A 16823-nucleotide genomic window follows, 5' to 3' on the forward strand; every position below is an offset into this window, starting at 1 on the left:
ACTATTGTCGTGATTGTCCCGCCGAACTGATCGGGCCGGACGACGAGCAGAAAGCGAATAGCCATGAAATTTCTCGTCCTCGGAGCGACTGGGCGCACCGGTGTCATCTTCATCCAGAAGGCTCTCGACCAGGGACACCAGGTGACCGCGCTTGTTCGGAGAGCCAACGCCACCGTCGACTCTCGCGCTCACATCGTCACTGGCGACGTCACCGACCCCGACGTTATCGCGGCGGCTGCTCACGGTCAGGACGCGATCATCAGCACGATGGGGACGAGAAGCGCCCGCGAAACTCCGACACTGATCACCGACACCGTCCGCGCCGTCATCGCAGCCGTGCAAACGTCCCGCGTCGACCGCTTTGTCGTCGTGTCGGCGTTCGGCGTCGGTGATTCCCTGGCCAAAGCCTCATTCCTCGCCGGCGCGATCTTCCGCACCGCGCTTCGGAAGGTCTACGCCGACAAGGCCGCGTCGGAGGTCCTCTTGAAATCCAGCGACCTGAAGTGGACCCTCGAGTACCCCGGAGCACTGAACGACCGGGACAGCTCGCGGTATGCCGCGGTGACTCTCGAAGAGGTCACGAAGTTGCCCATCTTCCCGGCAACGTCTCGGACGAACGTTGCCCAGTTCCTGCTCGATTCCGCCGTCCAGGACAGCTTCATCCGCCAAATCGTCGTCGTCACCGACGCTAAATAGGTCGGCGACGCCGCGCACGCATTCGTCCTGGCTGGCGGCCAGCATCCGGATGCTCGTGCACCTTAGTGGCCGCCCAGTTTCTTACGCTGATAATGCACATTATGTCAGCTCGGGTGTTTCGGGGTCGGTTCTAAAATGTCGGACATGACGGAAAAGATCACAGGCCCGGCGAGCTACTTCCCCTCCATCGAGAAGAAGTACGGGCATCCCATCGAGTACTGGTTCGACGTAGTTCGGAGTGCCCCAGTGACAAAACACATGGAGATCGTGAATTGGCTGAAGTCTGAGCACGGAATGGGACACGGACACGCCAACGCCATCGTCGGCTATGTCCGAGCACAAGACGACGCGTCTGGTTCTCAGAGCTAGACCTTCGCCGACCACACCGAACACTGCTCCCCCACGTCGTGACACCGACGTAGAGTCGTCTCCGACATCCGAAAAACGACGAGGAGACGACGACGACCAGCCCCAGCGTCCCTGATGACAACCGCCGACTTGCAGGAAAGGTCTGTGTCGTTGTGGGAGTCGGCGGCGCGATCGGTTAAGCCGTAGCTGTGCGTTTCCTGAGTGAGGGCGCAACGGTGGTCGGCCTCGATCGTGACGAGGTCGCGCTCTCGAATGTCGAGCATCATCGCGTCGACGTCCGGGACGAGAGCGGTGTGATGGAGGTCGTGTCCGCGATCGTCGATCGCCACGGACGGATCGATGTGCTCTACAACAACGCCGGGCCCCTCGACCCGGACGACCACACGCTCGAAGGGAACAGCACCGCCACCTGGGAGGCCGCGTTCCGGAACCTCGTCCTTCCCGTCGTCCTGATGTGCAAATACGTGACTCCCGTGATGCGTTCCAGCGGTCGCGGCGGCTCGATCATCACGACCGGCTCGTTTCTCTCCGGGATGGGAGCCGCGACGGCCCAGACAGCCTTCTCCGCGGCCAAAGCGGCTGTCATCCAGACCACACGGGATCTCGGCATCCACCTCGCCAAGACCGGTATTCGCGTGAATTCGATCAGCATCGGGCCCGTCGAGACTCCGCAGAGCCGAGCCATGTTCGAGAAGGTCGGGCCCGAGGGACTGAAGGAACGTCTGGGCCACGTACCGACCGGCAGGTTCGCGACGCCCGCAGAGATCGCAGGTGTGGCGGCCTTCCTCGCATCCAGTGACAGCGGGTACCTCACCGCAGCCGACATCCCGGTGGACGGCGGCATCCGCGGGGCATACACGATCCCTGAGCTGTGAACTCCTGACGGAAACGGCACTCTCGCCGTGCTCGTGGCTCGGCGTGAGCATGCAACGGGCAACCTCTCTGGCGAGCTCCCAGGACACGGCCGGCGGAACCGCGACTCCGGGTGCGCTGCCCCTTACGCGGGCCATCGGCACGGGTGCCTGTTCGGATAGCATCGCCTACGGCAGCGTCGATGAAGGAGCCGGTGGAGATGAGCAGCATCAGCCTGAAGCGGACTGCGCCCATCGCGCTCGCCATCGTTGCGATCATGATGGGGTTGCTCGGTACAGCTGTCCCCGCGGCGGCGGTCGGACCGTCGTCAGCCTCGCTTCCCGCGCCAGCGAGTCCAGCCGCCGACCGCATTCTCGTGACGCCCACATTTGCCTATCCGCAGACCACGGACACCTTCCAAACGCAGTCGCCGCTCGTCAACGGTCCCGATGGAGCCCTGTGGTTCACTTTCGGAACGAATGACATCGTGCGGATGACGACGAGCGGTGTCTACACCCGCTTCGCCGCGTATCCCCCCGGCGGAATCTCTTCGGTGGGCTCCCACCTGGTCCGCGACGACCGGAACGGCTTCACGTACGTGGTCGCCGTCGGCGAGCCACAGGTGGCGCATGTCATGCACATCGCGATCGACGGTACGGTCTCCGAGATCCCCCTGCCGGCGGGCGCGACCTGGGCGGACTATCTGAACGCGGGAAGCGACGGCACGGCGTGGTATCAGGGCACCTTTGCAGGCGGCTCGGACAACTCCGACATCGCCGTGCGTATCACCCACGGGGCTGCTCGCGCCTTCACCGTTCCTGGCCGCATAATCTCCATCGTGCCGACCGACGACGGCGGAGCATGGGTCAGCCTGCGCGGCTCCCTCACACGGATCGCTCCGGATGGGACGGTCTCCTCCCCACCGAGTGTCAACGGCGTCCTGATGTCGTCCGTCTGGCCTGGCGCCGGCAACGCGCTCTGGTATGTGGGACGAATCCCCGGGGACGGGCTCTCCCGAGCCGGGCTGGTACAACCCGACGGGACTGTCGCCGAGAGAACGCTCGGAACGAACTTCAGCACCGCGTGGCCGATGACTCGGCAGGCGCAACGGTCCGCGACGTGGATCAACTCGGAGATGGCCGATGGGACCCATGCGATCTTCGCCGGCACGACGCCGTCGAATCTGCGACTGATCGCCCTCCCCGCGCCGGAAACACTTCAAGCTTCGGGAATCGAATCCGGAGGCAGACTCTGGGCTGTCGATAGTTCACATATGGATCTGGCCTCCGGCACGGGGGTGGCGCACCTTCTCTCGATCGGACTCGACGGCTCCGTGCAGGACCGGGCCGATCTCCGCGACAGTGATGTCCGTCCCGTCGCCGCAGAGCAGGACGGCACTATCCTCCTGGTCGGCCAGAGTTTCCAAGACGGGCTGACTTCCGTCGCCACGCAAGTGCTTGCACTGCGCCCGGGTGGGACGCTTCTCCGAGGAGCTGTCGACGTGGGCAACGTGAACTCCGTCACACTCGATGCGCAGGGGCGGCCCTGGTTAGCGACGAACACGGGCATCGCAACCATCGCCGAAGCCACGGCGAGCCGTCTGGGCGGCGGCGATCGCTACGAGGCCGCGGTCGCCATTGCGAGAGCGTCCTTCCCCAATGGTGCTCCCGTCGTCTACGTCGCATCGGGCGAGAACTTCCCTGATGCGCTCTCTGCCGGGCCGCTCGCCGCGGCGAATCACGGCCCGCTGCTCCTCACGCTCGGAGGCGGCCTGCCGGGCGCGACCCGCGCAGGCATCGTCGCTCTTGCGCCGTCGAAGATCGTCGTCGTCGGCGGACCGGCCGCCGTCTCGGATTCGGTGGTCGCCCAACTGCTCGCTCTAGCACCCACAGTGCAACGGGTCAGTGGCCCAGACCGCTATGCCGTGTCCCACGGAATCGTTGCGGCGAACCAACACTCCGGAAAGCCGCTCTTCGTGGCGACCGGTACGGGATACGCGGATGCCGTCACCGCGGGAGCCGCGGCGGCACGAGCTGGCGGCCAGTTGCTCCTCGTCCCCGGAGGCTGGGCGGGTCTCCCTGCGGGATACGCGTCGTTCATTCGGACCCTCCACCCGTCGTCGATCGCCGTCGTGGGTGGGCCTGTCGCCGTGAGCGACGGGATCCTGACCGACTTGCGTGGCGTCGCGACCACCACGCGCTACGGCGGAGCAGATCGGTACGCCGTGTCGGCGGCCGTTCTCCGAGCCTTCGGGGATCCTTCCGCGCACCTCTATCTGACCACCGGCCAGAACTTTCCTGACGCGCTCGCCGCTGCCCCACTCGCTGGGCGGAGCGGCGCGACAGTCGCGACGGTTCCGGGCGGTTGTGTCCCCGACGACACGTTCCGTGCGATCCAGAACCTCCGCCTGACTGCGGTCACGGTGCTCGGCGGCACGTCCGCGGTCGGGTCGAGCGTGACGTGGGCCCGACCGTGCTGAGGTCCGTTTCGGTCCCTTGAACGGTTTCGAATGGAAATACGTCGCCTCTCCGTGCGAATCTGAGCCGACGTTCTTCGCTGCGACGCAACGTCGAATGAACAGAGGAGCGTGCACGTGCACCGAAGCCAGGCGCCCGCATCGAGGCTGGTGCTTGCTGTAGCGGCGATCATCGCCGTCACCGTGCTGGCCGGGACGGGGTTCGCACCCGCCTCCACCGGGCAGTATTTCACCGTCACCGGACATGTCTCGCTCGGCTCCCCCGGTGTGGCCGCCGGTGCGGGCGACGTGGAGGTCGGCTGGGGCGCTGTCACCTCCAACCCGGCTCCCAGCGACGAGGCTGCCACGGACGCCGCCGGAAACTATTCGCTCACGCTTCCGGCAGGAACCGGCTTCGGGATTCGCTTCAGATACACCGGAACCGGCGGGTTCCTCAGCCCGTGGTGGACACCGAACGCCTCCGCGACCGGCCAGTATGCGAGCTATGTCGGCGAAGCAGCGACCGTTTCCATCCCGAGTTCGTCGCCGACGGTCGCGGACATCACGCTCCCGGCCCCCGCGAGCGTGAGCGGCACCCTGAGTCGCTCCCCCGGTCTCGCCCACACCCCGCAGCCGAGCGTCGTGCTGACCCGTAACACGTCGCTCAACCAAGGACTCAATCCGTACTATCACCCGGATCAGGGGTACGCGAACCTCAATCCGGACGGGTCGTACACGGTCACGGGCCTGTACCCCGGGACGTACACCGGAGAGTTCGGCTCGGACGAAGGGATCGGATTGACGTCGACCTGGGCGCATCTCGGATCGACCGCGACGAATCCGACGGAGAACGATTCGGTCGTGGTGAAGGCCGGCCAGGCCGTGACCGGCGCGAACGGATACACATTCCTCGGCGCCGCGATCCACGGGAGCGTTTCATGTCCAGGCTGCAAGGCGGGCGGCGTCACACCGAGCGGACCGGACACCGAGTGGCTGCAGGTGTGGCGTCAGGACACGGCGGGCGGGTTCGCGCTCTACGTTGACGGCACGCGCGGGCTTCCCTCGCGGCTGGCCGGGGACGCATACGCCACCGGCCCCCTCCCTCCCGGAACGTACCGGCTGAAGCTGCGGGGCGGTGCGGTCGGTTACGCGATCAGTCAGCCGATCACGGTCGCCGTGGGCGACTGGACCGACCACCCGCTCACCCTGGCGCTTCCTCCCACAACGCGGCTCGCCGGGGATGATCGGTTCGCCACCTCCGTCGCCATTTCGCGGAACGTTCTGGAGCCGTCGAAGGCCTTCTCCCCTGGCGTTCCAGCGGTGTACATCGCCAACGGATACAACTTCCCGGATGCGCTCTCCGCGGGCCCCGCCGCCGCTGCGCAGCACGCACCCCTGCTCCTGGTGGCGCCGACAGCGATCCCCGCGTCCATCCAGAGCGAACTCGTGCGGCTGAAACCGAAGAAGATCGTCATCGTCGGCGGCACGGCCACCGTGTCGGCCGCCGTTCAATCCCAGTTGCAGAAGTACGTCCCGGTTCAACCCGACGTGGTGCGTGTTGCCGGCCCGGACCGCTTCGCGACCTCGCGGGCCATCGCGGCGTACGCGTTCCCGCACGGCGCGCAGACCGCGTACGTCGCGACGGCCGCGACGTTCCCCGACGCCTTGTCCGCAGGAAGCGCCGCCGCCTCAGCCGGCGGACCACTGCTCATCGTCGACGGGAGTGCATCCACGGCCGACGCGGCAACCAGTGCGGCCCTCAGAGCGCTCCAGACGACGAAGATCCTGGTGGCGGGCGGGGAAGCCGCGGTCAGCGCAGGCGTCACCGACTCGCTGGGCCGACTGCCCGGCGTTACGGTCACGCGCCTGGCCGGCCGGGACAGGTACGAGACGTCCGAATCGGTCGTCGGCAACGCGTTCGATGAGGTGTCACCGACTACCGGGTACGCGCACACGTCGACCTTCGCGTTCCTCGCTCTCGGGACGAACTTCCCTGATGCCCTCTCGGGTGGCGCCCTGGCCGGCGCGCTCGGAGCGCCGCTCTATGTCACCCCGTCGTCCTGCGTGCCCCCGACAATCATCAGCCAACTGTCCGATCTGGAGGTGTCGACGGTGGTACTGCTCGGAGGCACCTCCGCGCTCGGTGTTCCGGTGAGCACGCTGACCGAGTGCGACTGATCGGCCGGTCGGCCACGCCGCGCCACGCCGCGTTGCCTGCGTGGAACCTTTTCGTCCGCTGCGGACACTATGGGGTATGACGTCCTCGGTTTTCGGCGACGCGGAGCCAGACGAGTGGGCCGCGGTCCGCTCAGGCGACGCAGCCGCGTTCGGTGCGCTGTTCGCGCTGCATCGTGAACGCGTGCTGTGGCAGGCGATGCGCTCAGTACGCTCGTTCCACGACGACATCATCGACGGCGCGATTCAGCGCATCCAAGTCGGCCCGAGTTCGGTGCTGCCGTCGGAGTACTGCCCCGCATGATCGCCGAGCGTCAGCGCCCCGCGCATCCACTGGTCCCGAATTGCCGCGCGCACAGCGGCCGCACGGCAATTCGGGACCACTCACTGCGCGCGGGAGGGAGGGTGGCCGAACTGGTCGGGGCTTGTCTTGTTGTGGCCTGCATCCTGACGGGGTGCGTCCAGGACGATCCCACTGGCGCCCCGCCCGCCGGGGGTGCTGCCAGCCAGATCGACGCCACCCTGCTCGCGTTCGACAAGCCGGATGCTCGCCGCCTCCAGGCTCTATACCCACAGACTTCTCGAGCAGACCTCGACTCCGTCGTTACGGATTGCAGCGGCATCGCCCCGGCGAACCGGAGCAAAGTCGTCGAGCAGGAGAACGGTCCGATGACCGCGATGGTGTCCGTCTACGGCTGGTCGCGGGACAGCGGGAGGCGACCTCTGTCGTGCACCTTCGACATCTACTGGCAGCAGGAATCGCGCACGTGGACCATCGGCATCGTCCCGTCGTCCACTCCGAGCCCTGGAAGCGCATCGAAATAGCCGGCGAGGCTGCGCATCGCTCCGGCGTGGACCGCTCGGGCGGCCGCCGATCGAAACGACTCGCCCTCAGACGCGCGTGAGTGGAAAGTGCGGCTCCGGCGGTAGCTCCACCGAGATGCGATCACCGGGCCGCACCTGGCCCGAACGCGCGACGACGCCCATCACCCCCGCGAGCCGGACGACCTCGCCGTCGGCGTCGGTGTGAACGAGGCGCCTCATCAACCCGTGCTGGAAGTCGTTGATCTGCTGGCACGGGTTGCGGAGGCCCGTGATCGTGATCACCGCGTCGCCGATCGTGAGCCGCGTGCCGACAGGGAGGTCGAGAAGGTGGATCCCGCGGGTCGTGATGTTCTCCCCCAACTCCCCCGGCGTCACCTGGTGGCCGGTCGCCGCAAGCGCGTCGAACAGCTCCGCGTGGATGAGGTGCACCTGGCGGAGGTTCGGCTGTGACGGGTCGGCCCTGACCCGCGAGCGGTGCTGCACGGTGGCGCCGTAGTGCGCGTCGCCGGCGACTCCCAGACCTTCGTGCAGTTGGATCGCGTCGACGGCGGCCTTGGAGAACGAATGCGTCGCGCTCGCCTGGACCGCGACGACGCGCGGGTCGTCAAATTCCGTCACCGTTTCATCCTCCTTCATTCACCGTCCGCGTCTCGTGGTGAGCGGGTGAGGAAGGCGAGTTCGACGATCCAGCGGGTCTTGCGCGGCTCCGTGCGCGGGTCGGTCAGGTAGATCTCGCACCGCGAGGCGAAGGCCTCGCCACGCGGGTGCGGCTGTGTGTCCAGTTCGAGGCCGTGCTTACGGACCCAGCCGTGCAGGGCACGGTTCGCGGCGAGCGACTTCGCGCGGTATGCCAGGACGGCGTATTCACCGGCTGGGATGACCCCGGCCTCGACGCGCCCGTCGGTGGCGTCCGACTCCCCCACGACGCCGACCTCGATGTCCATCAGGTCGGACATGTTCACCACATGGAGGCGAAGGAAGAACGGACCCGTCGGCTCGATATCGTGCTCGTCGAGCCAGCCGATCAGTTCCGCGAGCAAGCGGTCCCGCTGGGAGAGCATCGTTCGGAAGGGGACGGTCTCCCGGATGCCGAGTGTTCGGAGAGCTGGGCGGTACGCAAGCTCGGGACCACTCACCACATCCAGGTCACGTGTTGGCATGGCAGCATCCTCCCACGCGCCCGGAGGAGCTGTCCTGCTTGGTCATGGAGTGGGCACAGCGAAGGTCGTGAGGAGGGCCTCCGCCAGCAGCCCGGGCGCTTCCTGCGCGACATAGTGGCCGACGCCGTCCAGCCGGATGGCGGTCGGCTCCCGTTCGGTGACCCCGCGGAACGCCGCCTGGGTGAACCCTCCCCCACGAGTTCCGATCGTCGTCACGGGCATGCGCAGCGGCAGATCGTGAGCGATTCGGCGCAGTTCGTCACCCTCCGTCAGCATCCCGCGGTAAAGTCCCGCCGCCCCGGAGAATCCGCCCGGCCTGCCGTAGCTGCGGGCGAACTCGGTGACGTCCTCCTGCGTGATCGCACTGCGAGGAACGCCGTAGAGGGGGTACAGGTAGTCGCCGATGAAGGCTTGGGCTTCCTTCTCGAAGAGCAGCTCCGCGATGCCGGGCGCGGCGAGGGCGCCGATGTACCAGACGCCGCCGTGGGTGACGTCTGCGAGTGCTTCTGCGCCGAACCCGGCCAGGGCCGCCTCGACGGCGGTGAGGCTGAGCAGGTCGCCCGGGTGCGTTGCGGCGAGTCGATAGACCACGCCGCCGCTGATGTCCTGCCCGACCACGTGCATCGGACCCAGCGACAGGTGTGCGATCAGCGCATGCAGGTCGTCGGCGGCGACAGCGTCCGAATAGTCCTGGTCGGCGACGTCGGAGTCACCGAAGCCGCGGAGGTCAACCGCAACGACGCGGTGGTGAGCGGCGAGAAGTGGGATCAGGGTGCGGAACGCCCACCACGTCTCCGGGAATCCGTGCACCAGAAGCACCGGTGCGCCGCGCTCCCCCGCCGTCACATAGTGCAGCCGCGTGCCGTTCACCGCTGCCGTTTCGTGACGAACGCCGGGGATCGTTGCCTTTTCCGAGATCATGCCGCCTCCTGGTGGATGTGCAGGTAAGAAGACAACCAGGTTGTCACACTGGAGAGAGATAAGCAACCAGGTTGTCGATTCAGGCTGGGCTCGCTACGATAAACCCGTGTCTCGACGTGGTGCCGACCTGGCCTTGCTGCTCCTCGGCGGATTCCGCTTCCTCGCCGATGAGGCGACGCAGCGACTCGACGCGCGCGGGCATCCCGGGGTTCGGCCCAGTCACGATTTTGCGCTGCGCGCCATCGCGGCGGGCGCTGCCTCGGTCTCCGACGTCGGGCGGCGCACGTCGGTCTCCAAGCAGGCAGCGGCGAAGACGATCACGTTCCTGGAGGAGTCCGGCTACGTCCACCGCTCCCCCGATCCCGGCGACGGACGACGAGCGCGCCTAGAGGTGACGGATCGCGGACACGCGCTCATGCGCGAGGGGGAAGCCGTCTTCGACGAGCTGCGGGCTCAGTGGGAGTCGCTCGTCGGCCCCGACCGCATCGCCGAGGTGCAGGATGCCCTGCAACAGCTGCTCGGCGCCGACGGCGCGAGCAGTGGCGGGGTCGAGGGCGGGGTCGAGCGCGACCTCTCGGCTGAGTAACGCACACCTGATCCGGCGGTCCTTCTGGACTCGCGGCGTTCAGTCGATCGCCAGGGCCGCCACAGGGCTCACCCGCGTCGCCCTGCGCGACGGCAGCAGGGACGCCACGATCGCGAGTGCGAACGAGCCGAGCACGACCGCGGCGACGAGGGGCAGCGGAATGGTCGGCCAGAACAGCCCGCCGATGTGATGATCGGAGGCGATGGCGGTGGACACTCCCACCCACCCGTAGAACACGCCGAGCACCAGCCCCATCACGGCGCCGACGATGGTGAGCTGCGCGCTCTCGGCGAAGACCATCGCGCGAACCTGGCCGACCGTGAACCCCAGAGCCCGAAGGAGGCCGATCTTGCGACGTCGTTGCAGGACGCTGAGCGAGAGACTGTTCACGAGACCGATCGCGGCGATCGCGATCGAGAATCCGATGAGCACGCTCAGGATTCCGACGGTGAGACCGAGGAAGGACTGATCGCTCGCCGCTTCGGCCGGGCTCGCGCCTGCGGCCACGGGGTTCGCTTCGGCACTGAACGACGAGGCGGCCACCGCGAACATGGTGACCAGAGTGACACCGATCAGCAGTCCGATCGTCGACCGGGAGGCGCGGACCGGGTAGCGAAGCGCGTTGGCGCTGGCGAGAGCGTTCGCCGGTCCCCGGCCGGTCAGCCTGCCGACGAGCTTCAGGATCGGCGGAAGGAACGTCGACGAGCCGAGGACGAACCCGAGGAAACTCAGCGCACCTCCGGGGGCTGCGATGAAGAGGGCGAACGGCGTCTTCAAGCCGACGATGAAGGCCACCAGCATCATCGCAAGGCCGCCGAAGACCATCACCAGCACGACGACCCGGCGCGTCGGCGAGACGCCACGAAGGCTCGCCAGGCTGGGTTCCTCCGTGCGTCCGACCGCCTGGATCGGCGAGACGTCCAGGATGCGCCGGGAACCGAACCAGGCAGCGCCGGTGGTGCTGATCACGCCGACGAGGATCGGTACGGCCAGCGCCGGAGTGAGCAGCTGCATGTGGATCGGGAGGAACGCACCCGTCGTCACGAGGATCCCGCAGAGGATCTGGGTGAGCACCACGCCGAGCACGACCCCGATGAGCGCCCCGACCAAGCCGACGGTCGCCCCTTCGACCACGACGGCGCCACGCAGGACGCGGGCACTCGCGCCGATCAGACGGAGCAGCGCGATGCGCTTGACGCGGCCGGCCATGATGATCCCGAAGGTGTTCGCGGTCACGATGCACGCCACGAACGTCGCGACGAAGAGGAACACCGTCCCGAGAACCGCGAGCAGGAGCCGGACGAAGCCGTGCTCGATGAACCCGCCGCCCACCGACTGGAGTTGGAGGATCACGTCCATCTCAATCAGCATGGTGGCGAACACCGACGCGATCACGGCGACCAGAACAGTCGAGACATGCTGAGTTCCCCGATGCCGCAGTTCGCTCAGTGCGAGGCGGATCACGGCCTGGTCTCCAGTCCGAGGACGATGTCGGACAGTGTCTGCGCGTCGGCTCCGGGAACATCACGCGCGATCGACCCGTCGGCGATGAAGACGACGCGGTCGGCGTAGGACGCGGCGACGGGATCGTGGGTGACGAGCACCACCGACTGTCCGTACTCGCGGGTGGCGGAGCGCAGGAGGGTGAGCACCTCACGGCCCGTCCGCGAGTCGAGGTTCCCTGTCGGCTCATCGGCGAAGATCAGCGTCGGTCGCACGCCCAGCGCTCGGGCGATGGCCACGCGCTGCTGCTGCCCGCCGGAGAGTTCGTGCGGGCGCCGCTTCTTCATGCCCGCCAGGCCGAGATCGGCCAGCAGCTTGTCGATCCATTCGAGGCGTTCGGCCGTCGGCTTCGCACCGTCGAGCTCGAAAGGCAGCATGATGTTGCCGAGAACGTCGAGTGTCGGAACCAGGTTGAACGACTGGAAGACGAAGCCGATTTCGCGTCGACGGAGGACCGTGCGCTCGTCGTCTCCGAGAGCGCCGAGCTCGACCTCTCCGACGGTGATGGAGCCACTCGTCACGTCGTCGAGCCCTGCGAGCACGTGCATCAGCGTGGACTTGCCGGAGCCGCTCGGCCCCATGATCGCCGTCAGCTGCCCGCGGGCGATCTCGAGGTCGATGCCGTCGAGGGCGGTGACCTGTCCCGACCCGTGTCCGTAGACCTTTGTGACAGATCGTGCGCTGGCTACGACCGTCGTGGCGACGACAGATTCGGACATTGACGACCTCGCGAGTGTGAAAGTGGGTGGTGCGCCTGCGCCGAGATCGGCCGCTGCGCCTGTCAAACCTAGGGGCAGCGGGAGGCGCTCGGCTGAGCTTCTCGTGACAGTCCTGCGGGGTCTCTCATCTCCTCGGGCGGGGAGGGCTCCGCTACCGTGGTGCACAGACACGAGGGGGTGAGCTGGTGGGTGATCTGAAGGTCTCTGGTCCCATCTCCCGTGGTTCGTTCGCCCGGTACTGGACCGCTGCCACGATCAGCTCCTTCGGCACGGCGGTGACCGCCGTGGCGATGCCGGTGCTGGTCGTTCAGGTGCTGCACGCGACGCCGCTCGAGGTCGGTGTCGTGAACGCCGCGCAGTTCGTGCCCTATGCCCTGCTCGGGCTGATCGCCGGTGTGTTCGCGGATCGCTGGCGTCGGAAGCCCATCCTCGTGTGGGCGAGTGTCGGGCGGGCGTTTTCGTTGGGGGCGATTCCTGTCCTGTGGCTCTGCGGCGTGCTTCAGATCTGGATGCTGGCCCTCGCTCTGCTGCTCTTCGGGGGCTTCTCGGTCTTCGGGTTCGCCGCCACCCAGTCGCTGCTCCCCCGGCTGGTGCCGCGCACGCGTCTGATGTCGGCCAATGCACGGCTCGACCAGTCGGATGCAGCCGCTCAGACGCTGGGGCCGGCTCTCGGCGGCGGACTCGTCGGGCTGCTCGGTGCGCCGGTGGCGATCGCCGTCGACGCGGTCAGCTACCTCGTGGATGCGGCACTGAACGCGAGTATCCGTGTCGCTGAGCCGAGACCTGGTCCCCGCACAAGCCGCTTCGGCGCCGAGATCCGCGACGGCTTGACGTCGACATACCGTCATCGGACTCTCGGCCGGTTGGCCGTGTCCACCCACATCTGGTTCATCGCCAATGGTGCGGCGATGACGGCGCTGTCCATCCTGGCGTTGCGCACCCTCGGTTTCTCCGCGTTCACGTTCGGGCTGCTGCTGACCGTGTTCGGCATCACCGGTTTCGCCGGCGCCTCGCTCGCTCCCCGGCTCGGCGCCTGGCTCGGGTCGGGCCGCGTGATCGTGTTCGCCCGCGTGATCTACCCGGTCGGCTGGCTGCTCGTGGCGCTGGCTCCTCCGAGCACGGTCGGCGTGGTCCTCCTGTTCGTCGCTCTCGCGCTCCAGGGGCTCGCGATGGGCGCGGAGAACACCCACGAGCAGGTCTTCTGGCAGACGCTGACACCGGACGAACTTCTCGGCCGCACCAGCGCCACCCGGCGTTCGGTCAACCGGACGATGGCGGCGGTGGGCGCGCTCGCATCCGGCCTGCTCGTCGGCCTGGTGGGCGACCGTCTGGTGATCGTCGGGGTGGTCGTCGTCTTCGCGGCAGCCGCGCTCACGGCGGTCCTGTCGCCGCTCCGGTCCGCGGCCGAACCTGATGACAGCGCTGGACGCCGCGATCCGGGTCACTGACCGGCGACTGCGCTTCCGGTCAGTTCGTGGCGCGAGTATGTGTAGACGAAGCAGTAGTACGTGCGCGTGCCGGTCGCCCACTTCTCGCTCGTGTCCGGGTAGCGCAGGTCCACCTGGACGTCCTCGTTCCAGACCGCGACCCAGTCCCAATTCAGGTGTGGCTGACAGAGGTCGCTGACCTCGGTGTCCAGAGCGGCCGTGCCGGGGAAGGCTGAGCCCGCCGCCTCCGGGAGCACCCCCGACGACAAGAGTTGCGCGATGTGCGGCGCTGAGCAGCCGACCACCGGATAGCTGTCCGCCCATTTCGAGTCGTAGGTCTGCAGGCAGTCCCCTGAGGCCAGAGAGGCGACCGGCTCCGACGGGACGGTGGCGAGCAGGGTGTGCGTCGGCCTCGGCGGCAGGCCGAGCGGCGTGGGTCCTGTCGCGAGATCCGGGATGCGCGGCGCCGCGGCCTGAGATGTCGGGGAATCCTTCGCGCGAGTGTCTCCGGCGGGGCTCCCCAGCGCGAGGATGGCGGCGGTCACGACGGCGAGCCCCACGGCCGCGGTGACGCCGACGAGCAGAAGCCAGCCGCGCCGTGACAGCCCCTCCGAGCCGGTGTCGTCCGTCGGGCGATCCCGTCTCCGCGATCGGCTGGCTCTCACTTGCTGCTCCCCCGCTTCTCACTCCGTCGCTGACGGTCGAACGTCCGTGAGTCCCTGCGCTCACCCCACGAGCATAAGCACGCCGCCACTCAATGTTCGATCCTGGAGGCGGGCCCGCGCGCAGGACGCCGGGTGCCGCCGCGCGCTACCCGGCGCGGGGAGCGGGGCGATCCTGGTCGACAGTGGCGGTCGCCGCGAGGTCACGGCAGGGCACGCTCACCTTCCAGCTGATCGTCTCGCGGAGGTTCACGAACGCCAGGTCGTCGTCCCGGCGGCACTGCGCTGCCGCAGCGGCGATCTGGGGTCGCCACTCGGGCCCGTTCGATCGGCGCGTCCACTGCGGCGCGAGTTGGGCGAGGATGAGCACGGCCGACAGGCCGGCCGCCGACACGATCCACCAGGCGGACCGGGGCCGCACCGGGTGGCGGGCGAGCGCGATCGTCGCCGCCACCGGCAGGATGAGGGCGAGCAGCATGGAGGGGACGACCCCGTATCGAGCCAGCCAGACCGTCTCCTGCTCGGCCGAGGTGAGGCGGGCGTAGTCATAGAAGCTGTTCGGGTTGGCCTCCACGCTCGCCAGATAGAGGAGCACCGATCCGCACAGCGCTGCCAGGACGAGCCGCCGCTGCGCGGGTGTGCCGCGCGCCGCGACGTACCAGACAGCCGTCAGGATCACAGCGAGGATTCCGAGTCCGAGCGCCGGACCGCTCGAGGCGAGGACGTGCCCGAGCTGGGCTTGGGACACGCCGAGCGGCATCACCGCGTTGATCAGGTAGCCGTAGGCCACGGACAGCGGATCGACGCCGGGGTTCGTGTTCTGCGCGCGCGGCCAGCCGAGCGTCACGACCAGCTGGACGAGCACCCCGGCGAGCAGCCCGGCCCTGACGATCCAGACGCGACGCTCCCGCGAAGGGAACAGCAGCAGGAGAGGAAGGAGGAGCACTGCCTGGATCTCGGTCAACGCACCGAGCAACGCCCCCGCCGAGAGGACGATCGCGCCCCACCGCGTGCGCGGTCTGGCCAGCACGCTCCAGAACAGCGTCCAGAGGAACAGCGAGTGCAGATTCGCGAGATTGCCCAGAACCTCGCGCGGCGCAAAGGGCGCCAGGACAGTTAGTCCGGCGATGAAGATCCGCGCGGGCAGCCAGGTCACGACGTCGCGGGTGCAGACGAACACGACGACGGCGAGACCACCGGCGACAACGCACGCGATGGCCGTGGTGGCGAGCGCCCACCACGACACCGGCAGCAGCACCACGAGGGCCGCCGCCAGGCGCGGGACGGTGTGCAGGTAGCCGGCATACGGCTGGAAAAGAACGCTCGGTCCGCCCAGCGCTGCCGCAGAGACGAAGGTGCGGCCGTCCTCGGCCCAGAACGTGTCCCTGGCGACAGCCGGGATGCGCAGCCAGGCGATGGCTGTGAAGAGCAGCCCCAAGCCGATCAGCAGCAGGGCGGGGCGGCGGCGGACCGCGTCCCGAAGGTGCGACCGTCGCGATCGCGGGACGAGCGGCGTGGTGGTCATTCGCGATCCATCGTCAGACGGCGTCGACCGTCAGGCGGCGTCGACGGCGACCCTGTCGCGTTCCGGCGAGCTCGTGTGCAGACGCAGCGCGACGAGCTGGCGCAGGTAGGCGGTCCCGTTGGCCAGTGTCGCCTTGGAGACCCCGGCCGGACGGGTGCCGAAGACGAACGGGATCTCCGCCACCTGCAGGCGGTGCCGCACGAGGACTTCCAGCAGGATCTTGAAGCCCTGCGGCTGCAGCGACTCCAGGGTGAGCGCATCCCGTCGCACAGCGAAGAAGCCGGTCATCGGGTCGGAGCAGCCCCGCAGCCGTCGCGGGAAGAGGGCGCGCGCGGCGAGACCGCTCGCGGTCGAGACGATGTGGCGCACGGACCCGTCGAGACCGCCGGCGTTTCCGCCCTGCCGATAGCGAGATGCGACGACGATGTCCGCGCCCTGTGCCCTGCCTGTTGCGACCAGGCGCGGCACATCCTCGGGCGGGTGCTGCAGATCGCCGTCCATGACGACGACCCACGGATGGACGGCCAGCCGCAGACCGACGAGCACGGCTCCGGAGAGGCCACCCAGCGCATCCAGCCGGTGGATGACACGGATGCTCTGTGGAACCCGCTCGGCGGCGGCCAACGCCACCGCGGCGGTGTCGTCGGTCGAATCGTCGACGATCAGCACCTCGGTCGAATCAGGATCGAGCAGACGGGACAGGCGCTCGACGAGCATCCCGATGTTCCCCGCCTCGTTGAAAGTCGGAATCACCACGGTGACGCCGGTGACGGGTACCTCCGCCGACCACTCTCGCTGTCCCATCTTCGCCTCCAGGTCTCTCGTTTCATTCGATACCCGAGGCTCCAAGATTCGCCACAGAAAGCGGGATGCAGCCTGGGAGACGGCTATGCATCTTCGATCAATCCGCCGGTGGCGAGACGAACAGCCACCGCCCCGGCGTCCGCG

17 protein-coding genes are annotated in these 16823 nt (G+C 68.0%); 9 read left to right on the plus strand and 8 right to left on the minus strand.

The window, feature by feature from the left end; genetic code table 11:
* Positions 1–63: 63 nt before the first annotated feature.
* From AC37TH_RS13670 to AC37TH_RS13700, 7 genes are all read left to right on the plus strand, one after another.
* Positions 64–696, plus strand: a complete 633-nt coding sequence (locus tag AC37TH_RS13670) for an NAD(P)-dependent oxidoreductase (RefSeq protein ID WP_490764884.1) — start codon at positions 64–66, stop codon at positions 694–696.
* Between the two features lie 144 nt (positions 697–840).
* Complete coding sequence (locus AC37TH_RS13675; protein WP_490764885.1) at positions 841–1065, plus strand: DUF4287 domain-containing protein; 225 nt, start codon at positions 841–843, stop codon at positions 1063–1065.
* Between the two features lie 188 nt (positions 1066–1253).
* Positions 1254–1940, plus strand: a complete 687-nt coding sequence (locus AC37TH_RS13680; RefSeq protein ID WP_490764886.1) for an SDR family oxidoreductase — start codon at positions 1254–1256, stop codon at positions 1938–1940.
* Positions 1941–2137: 197 nt separating this feature from the next.
* Complete coding sequence (locus AC37TH_RS13685) at positions 2138–4396, plus strand: cell wall-binding repeat-containing protein (RefSeq protein ID WP_490764887.1); 2259 nt, start codon at positions 2138–2140, stop codon at positions 4394–4396.
* Positions 4397–4510: 114 nt separating this feature from the next.
* Positions 4511–6550, plus strand: coding sequence for a cell wall-binding repeat-containing protein (locus tag AC37TH_RS13690; protein ID WP_490764888.1), 2040 nt, complete (start codon positions 4511–4513; stop codon positions 6548–6550).
* A gap of 76 nt (positions 6551–6626) precedes the next feature.
* Complete coding sequence (locus AC37TH_RS13695) at positions 6627–6851, plus strand: hypothetical protein (RefSeq protein ID WP_490764889.1); 225 nt, start codon at positions 6627–6629, stop codon at positions 6849–6851.
* A gap of 101 nt (positions 6852–6952) precedes the next feature.
* A complete protein-coding gene (locus tag AC37TH_RS13700) occupies positions 6953–7372 on the plus strand; it encodes a hypothetical protein (RefSeq protein ID WP_490764890.1) in 420 nt (139 codons plus the stop codon).
* 66 nt (positions 7373–7438) lie between these two features.
* On the opposite strand, the gene AC37TH_RS13705 is transcribed toward AC37TH_RS13700, so the two are convergent.
* The 3 genes from AC37TH_RS13705 to AC37TH_RS13715 are packed head-to-tail and all read right to left on the minus strand — an operon-like array spanning position 7439 to position 9453.
* Entirely contained in the window at positions 7439–7990 is a 552-nt protein-coding gene (locus tag AC37TH_RS13705; protein ID WP_490764891.1) for an MOSC domain-containing protein, read from the minus strand.
* Between the two features lie 14 nt (positions 7991–8004).
* Positions 8005–8532, minus strand: a complete 528-nt coding sequence (locus AC37TH_RS13710) for a GyrI-like domain-containing protein (protein ID WP_490764892.1) — start codon at positions 8530–8532, stop codon at positions 8005–8007.
* Positions 8533–8574: 42 nt separating this feature from the next.
* Positions 8575–9453, minus strand: a complete 879-nt coding sequence (locus tag AC37TH_RS13715; protein ID WP_490764893.1) for an alpha/beta fold hydrolase — start codon at positions 9451–9453, stop codon at positions 8575–8577.
* Positions 9454–9559: 106 nt separating this feature from the next.
* On the opposite strand from AC37TH_RS13715, the gene AC37TH_RS13720 reads away from it, so the two are divergent.
* Positions 9560–10039, plus strand: coding sequence for a MarR family winged helix-turn-helix transcriptional regulator (locus AC37TH_RS13720; RefSeq protein ID WP_490764894.1), 480 nt, complete (start codon positions 9560–9562; stop codon positions 10037–10039).
* Between the two features lie 39 nt (positions 10040–10078).
* On the opposite strand, the gene AC37TH_RS13725 is transcribed toward AC37TH_RS13720, so the two are convergent.
* Together AC37TH_RS13725 and AC37TH_RS13730 are read right to left on the minus strand one after the other, a co-directional pair.
* The gene (locus AC37TH_RS13725) at positions 10079–11503 is read right to left on the minus strand and encodes an ABC transporter permease (protein WP_490764895.1); all 1425 of its coding nucleotides are present in this window, start codon (positions 11501–11503) and stop codon (positions 10079–10081) included.
* A complete protein-coding gene (locus AC37TH_RS13730) occupies positions 11500–12261 on the minus strand; it encodes an ABC transporter ATP-binding protein (protein ID WP_490764896.1) in 762 nt (253 codons plus the stop codon). Before AC37TH_RS13730 ends, AC37TH_RS13725 begins: the two co-directional genes overlap by 4 nt.
* Before the next feature lie 185 nt (positions 12262–12446).
* Between AC37TH_RS13730 and AC37TH_RS13735 the strand changes: the two genes are divergently transcribed.
* Positions 12447–13709, plus strand: coding sequence for an MFS transporter (locus AC37TH_RS13735; protein ID WP_490764897.1), 1263 nt, complete (start codon positions 12447–12449; stop codon positions 13707–13709).
* Here the strand turns inward: AC37TH_RS13735 and AC37TH_RS13740 are convergent.
* The 3 genes from AC37TH_RS13740 to AC37TH_RS13750 form a co-directional block, all read right to left on the minus strand.
* Positions 13703–14353: a hypothetical protein gene (locus tag AC37TH_RS13740; protein ID WP_490764898.1), complete on the minus strand. Its 651-nt coding sequence runs from the start codon at positions 14351–14353 to the stop codon at positions 13703–13705. The two genes, AC37TH_RS13735 and AC37TH_RS13740, sit on opposite strands and share 7 nt — an antisense overlap.
* A 145-nt stretch (positions 14354–14498) precedes the next feature.
* A complete protein-coding gene (locus tag AC37TH_RS13745; RefSeq protein ID WP_490764899.1) occupies positions 14499–15875 on the minus strand; it encodes a hypothetical protein in 1377 nt (458 codons plus the stop codon).
* Between the two features lie 30 nt (positions 15876–15905).
* Entirely contained in the window at positions 15906–16679 is a 774-nt protein-coding gene (locus tag AC37TH_RS13750; protein WP_490764900.1) for a polyprenol monophosphomannose synthase, read from the minus strand.
* Positions 16680–16823 lie beyond the last annotated feature (144 nt).

The sequence above is a fragment of the Leifsonia sp. McL0627 genome (assembly GCF_058244615.1).

Bases quoted from the DNA above. Each gene is read 5' to 3' on its own strand.
- AC37TH_RS13670 (WP_490764884.1), top strand. From the start codon at position 64: ATGAAATTTCTCGTCCTCGGAGCGACTGGGCGCACCGGTGTCATCTTC.
- AC37TH_RS13675 (WP_490764885.1), top strand. From the start codon at position 841: ATGACGGAAAAGATCACAGGCCCGGCGAGCTACTTCCCCTCCATCGAG.
- AC37TH_RS13685 (WP_490764887.1), top strand. From the start codon at position 2,138: ATGAGCAGCATCAGCCTGAAGCGGACTGCGCCCATCGCGCTCGCCATC.
- AC37TH_RS13695 (WP_490764889.1), top strand. From the start codon at position 6,627: ATGACGTCCTCGGTTTTCGGCGACGCGGAGCCAGACGAGTGGGCCGCG.
- AC37TH_RS13710 (WP_490764892.1), bottom strand. From the start codon at position 8,532: ATGCCAACACGTGACCTGGATGTGGTGAGTGGTCCCGAGCTTGCGTAC.
- AC37TH_RS13715 (WP_490764893.1), bottom strand. From the start codon at position 9,453: ATGATCTCGGAAAAGGCAACGATCCCCGGCGTTCGTCACGAAACGGCA.
- AC37TH_RS13730 (WP_490764896.1), bottom strand. From the start codon at position 12,261: ATGTCCGAATCTGTCGTCGCCACGACGGTCGTAGCCAGCGCACGATCT.
- AC37TH_RS13745 (WP_490764899.1), bottom strand. From the start codon at position 15,875: ATGACCACCACGCCGCTCGTCCCGCGATCGCGACGGTCGCACCTTCGG.
- AC37TH_RS13750 (WP_490764900.1), bottom strand. From the start codon at position 16,679: ATGGGACAGCGAGAGTGGTCGGCGGAGGTACCCGTCACCGGCGTCACC.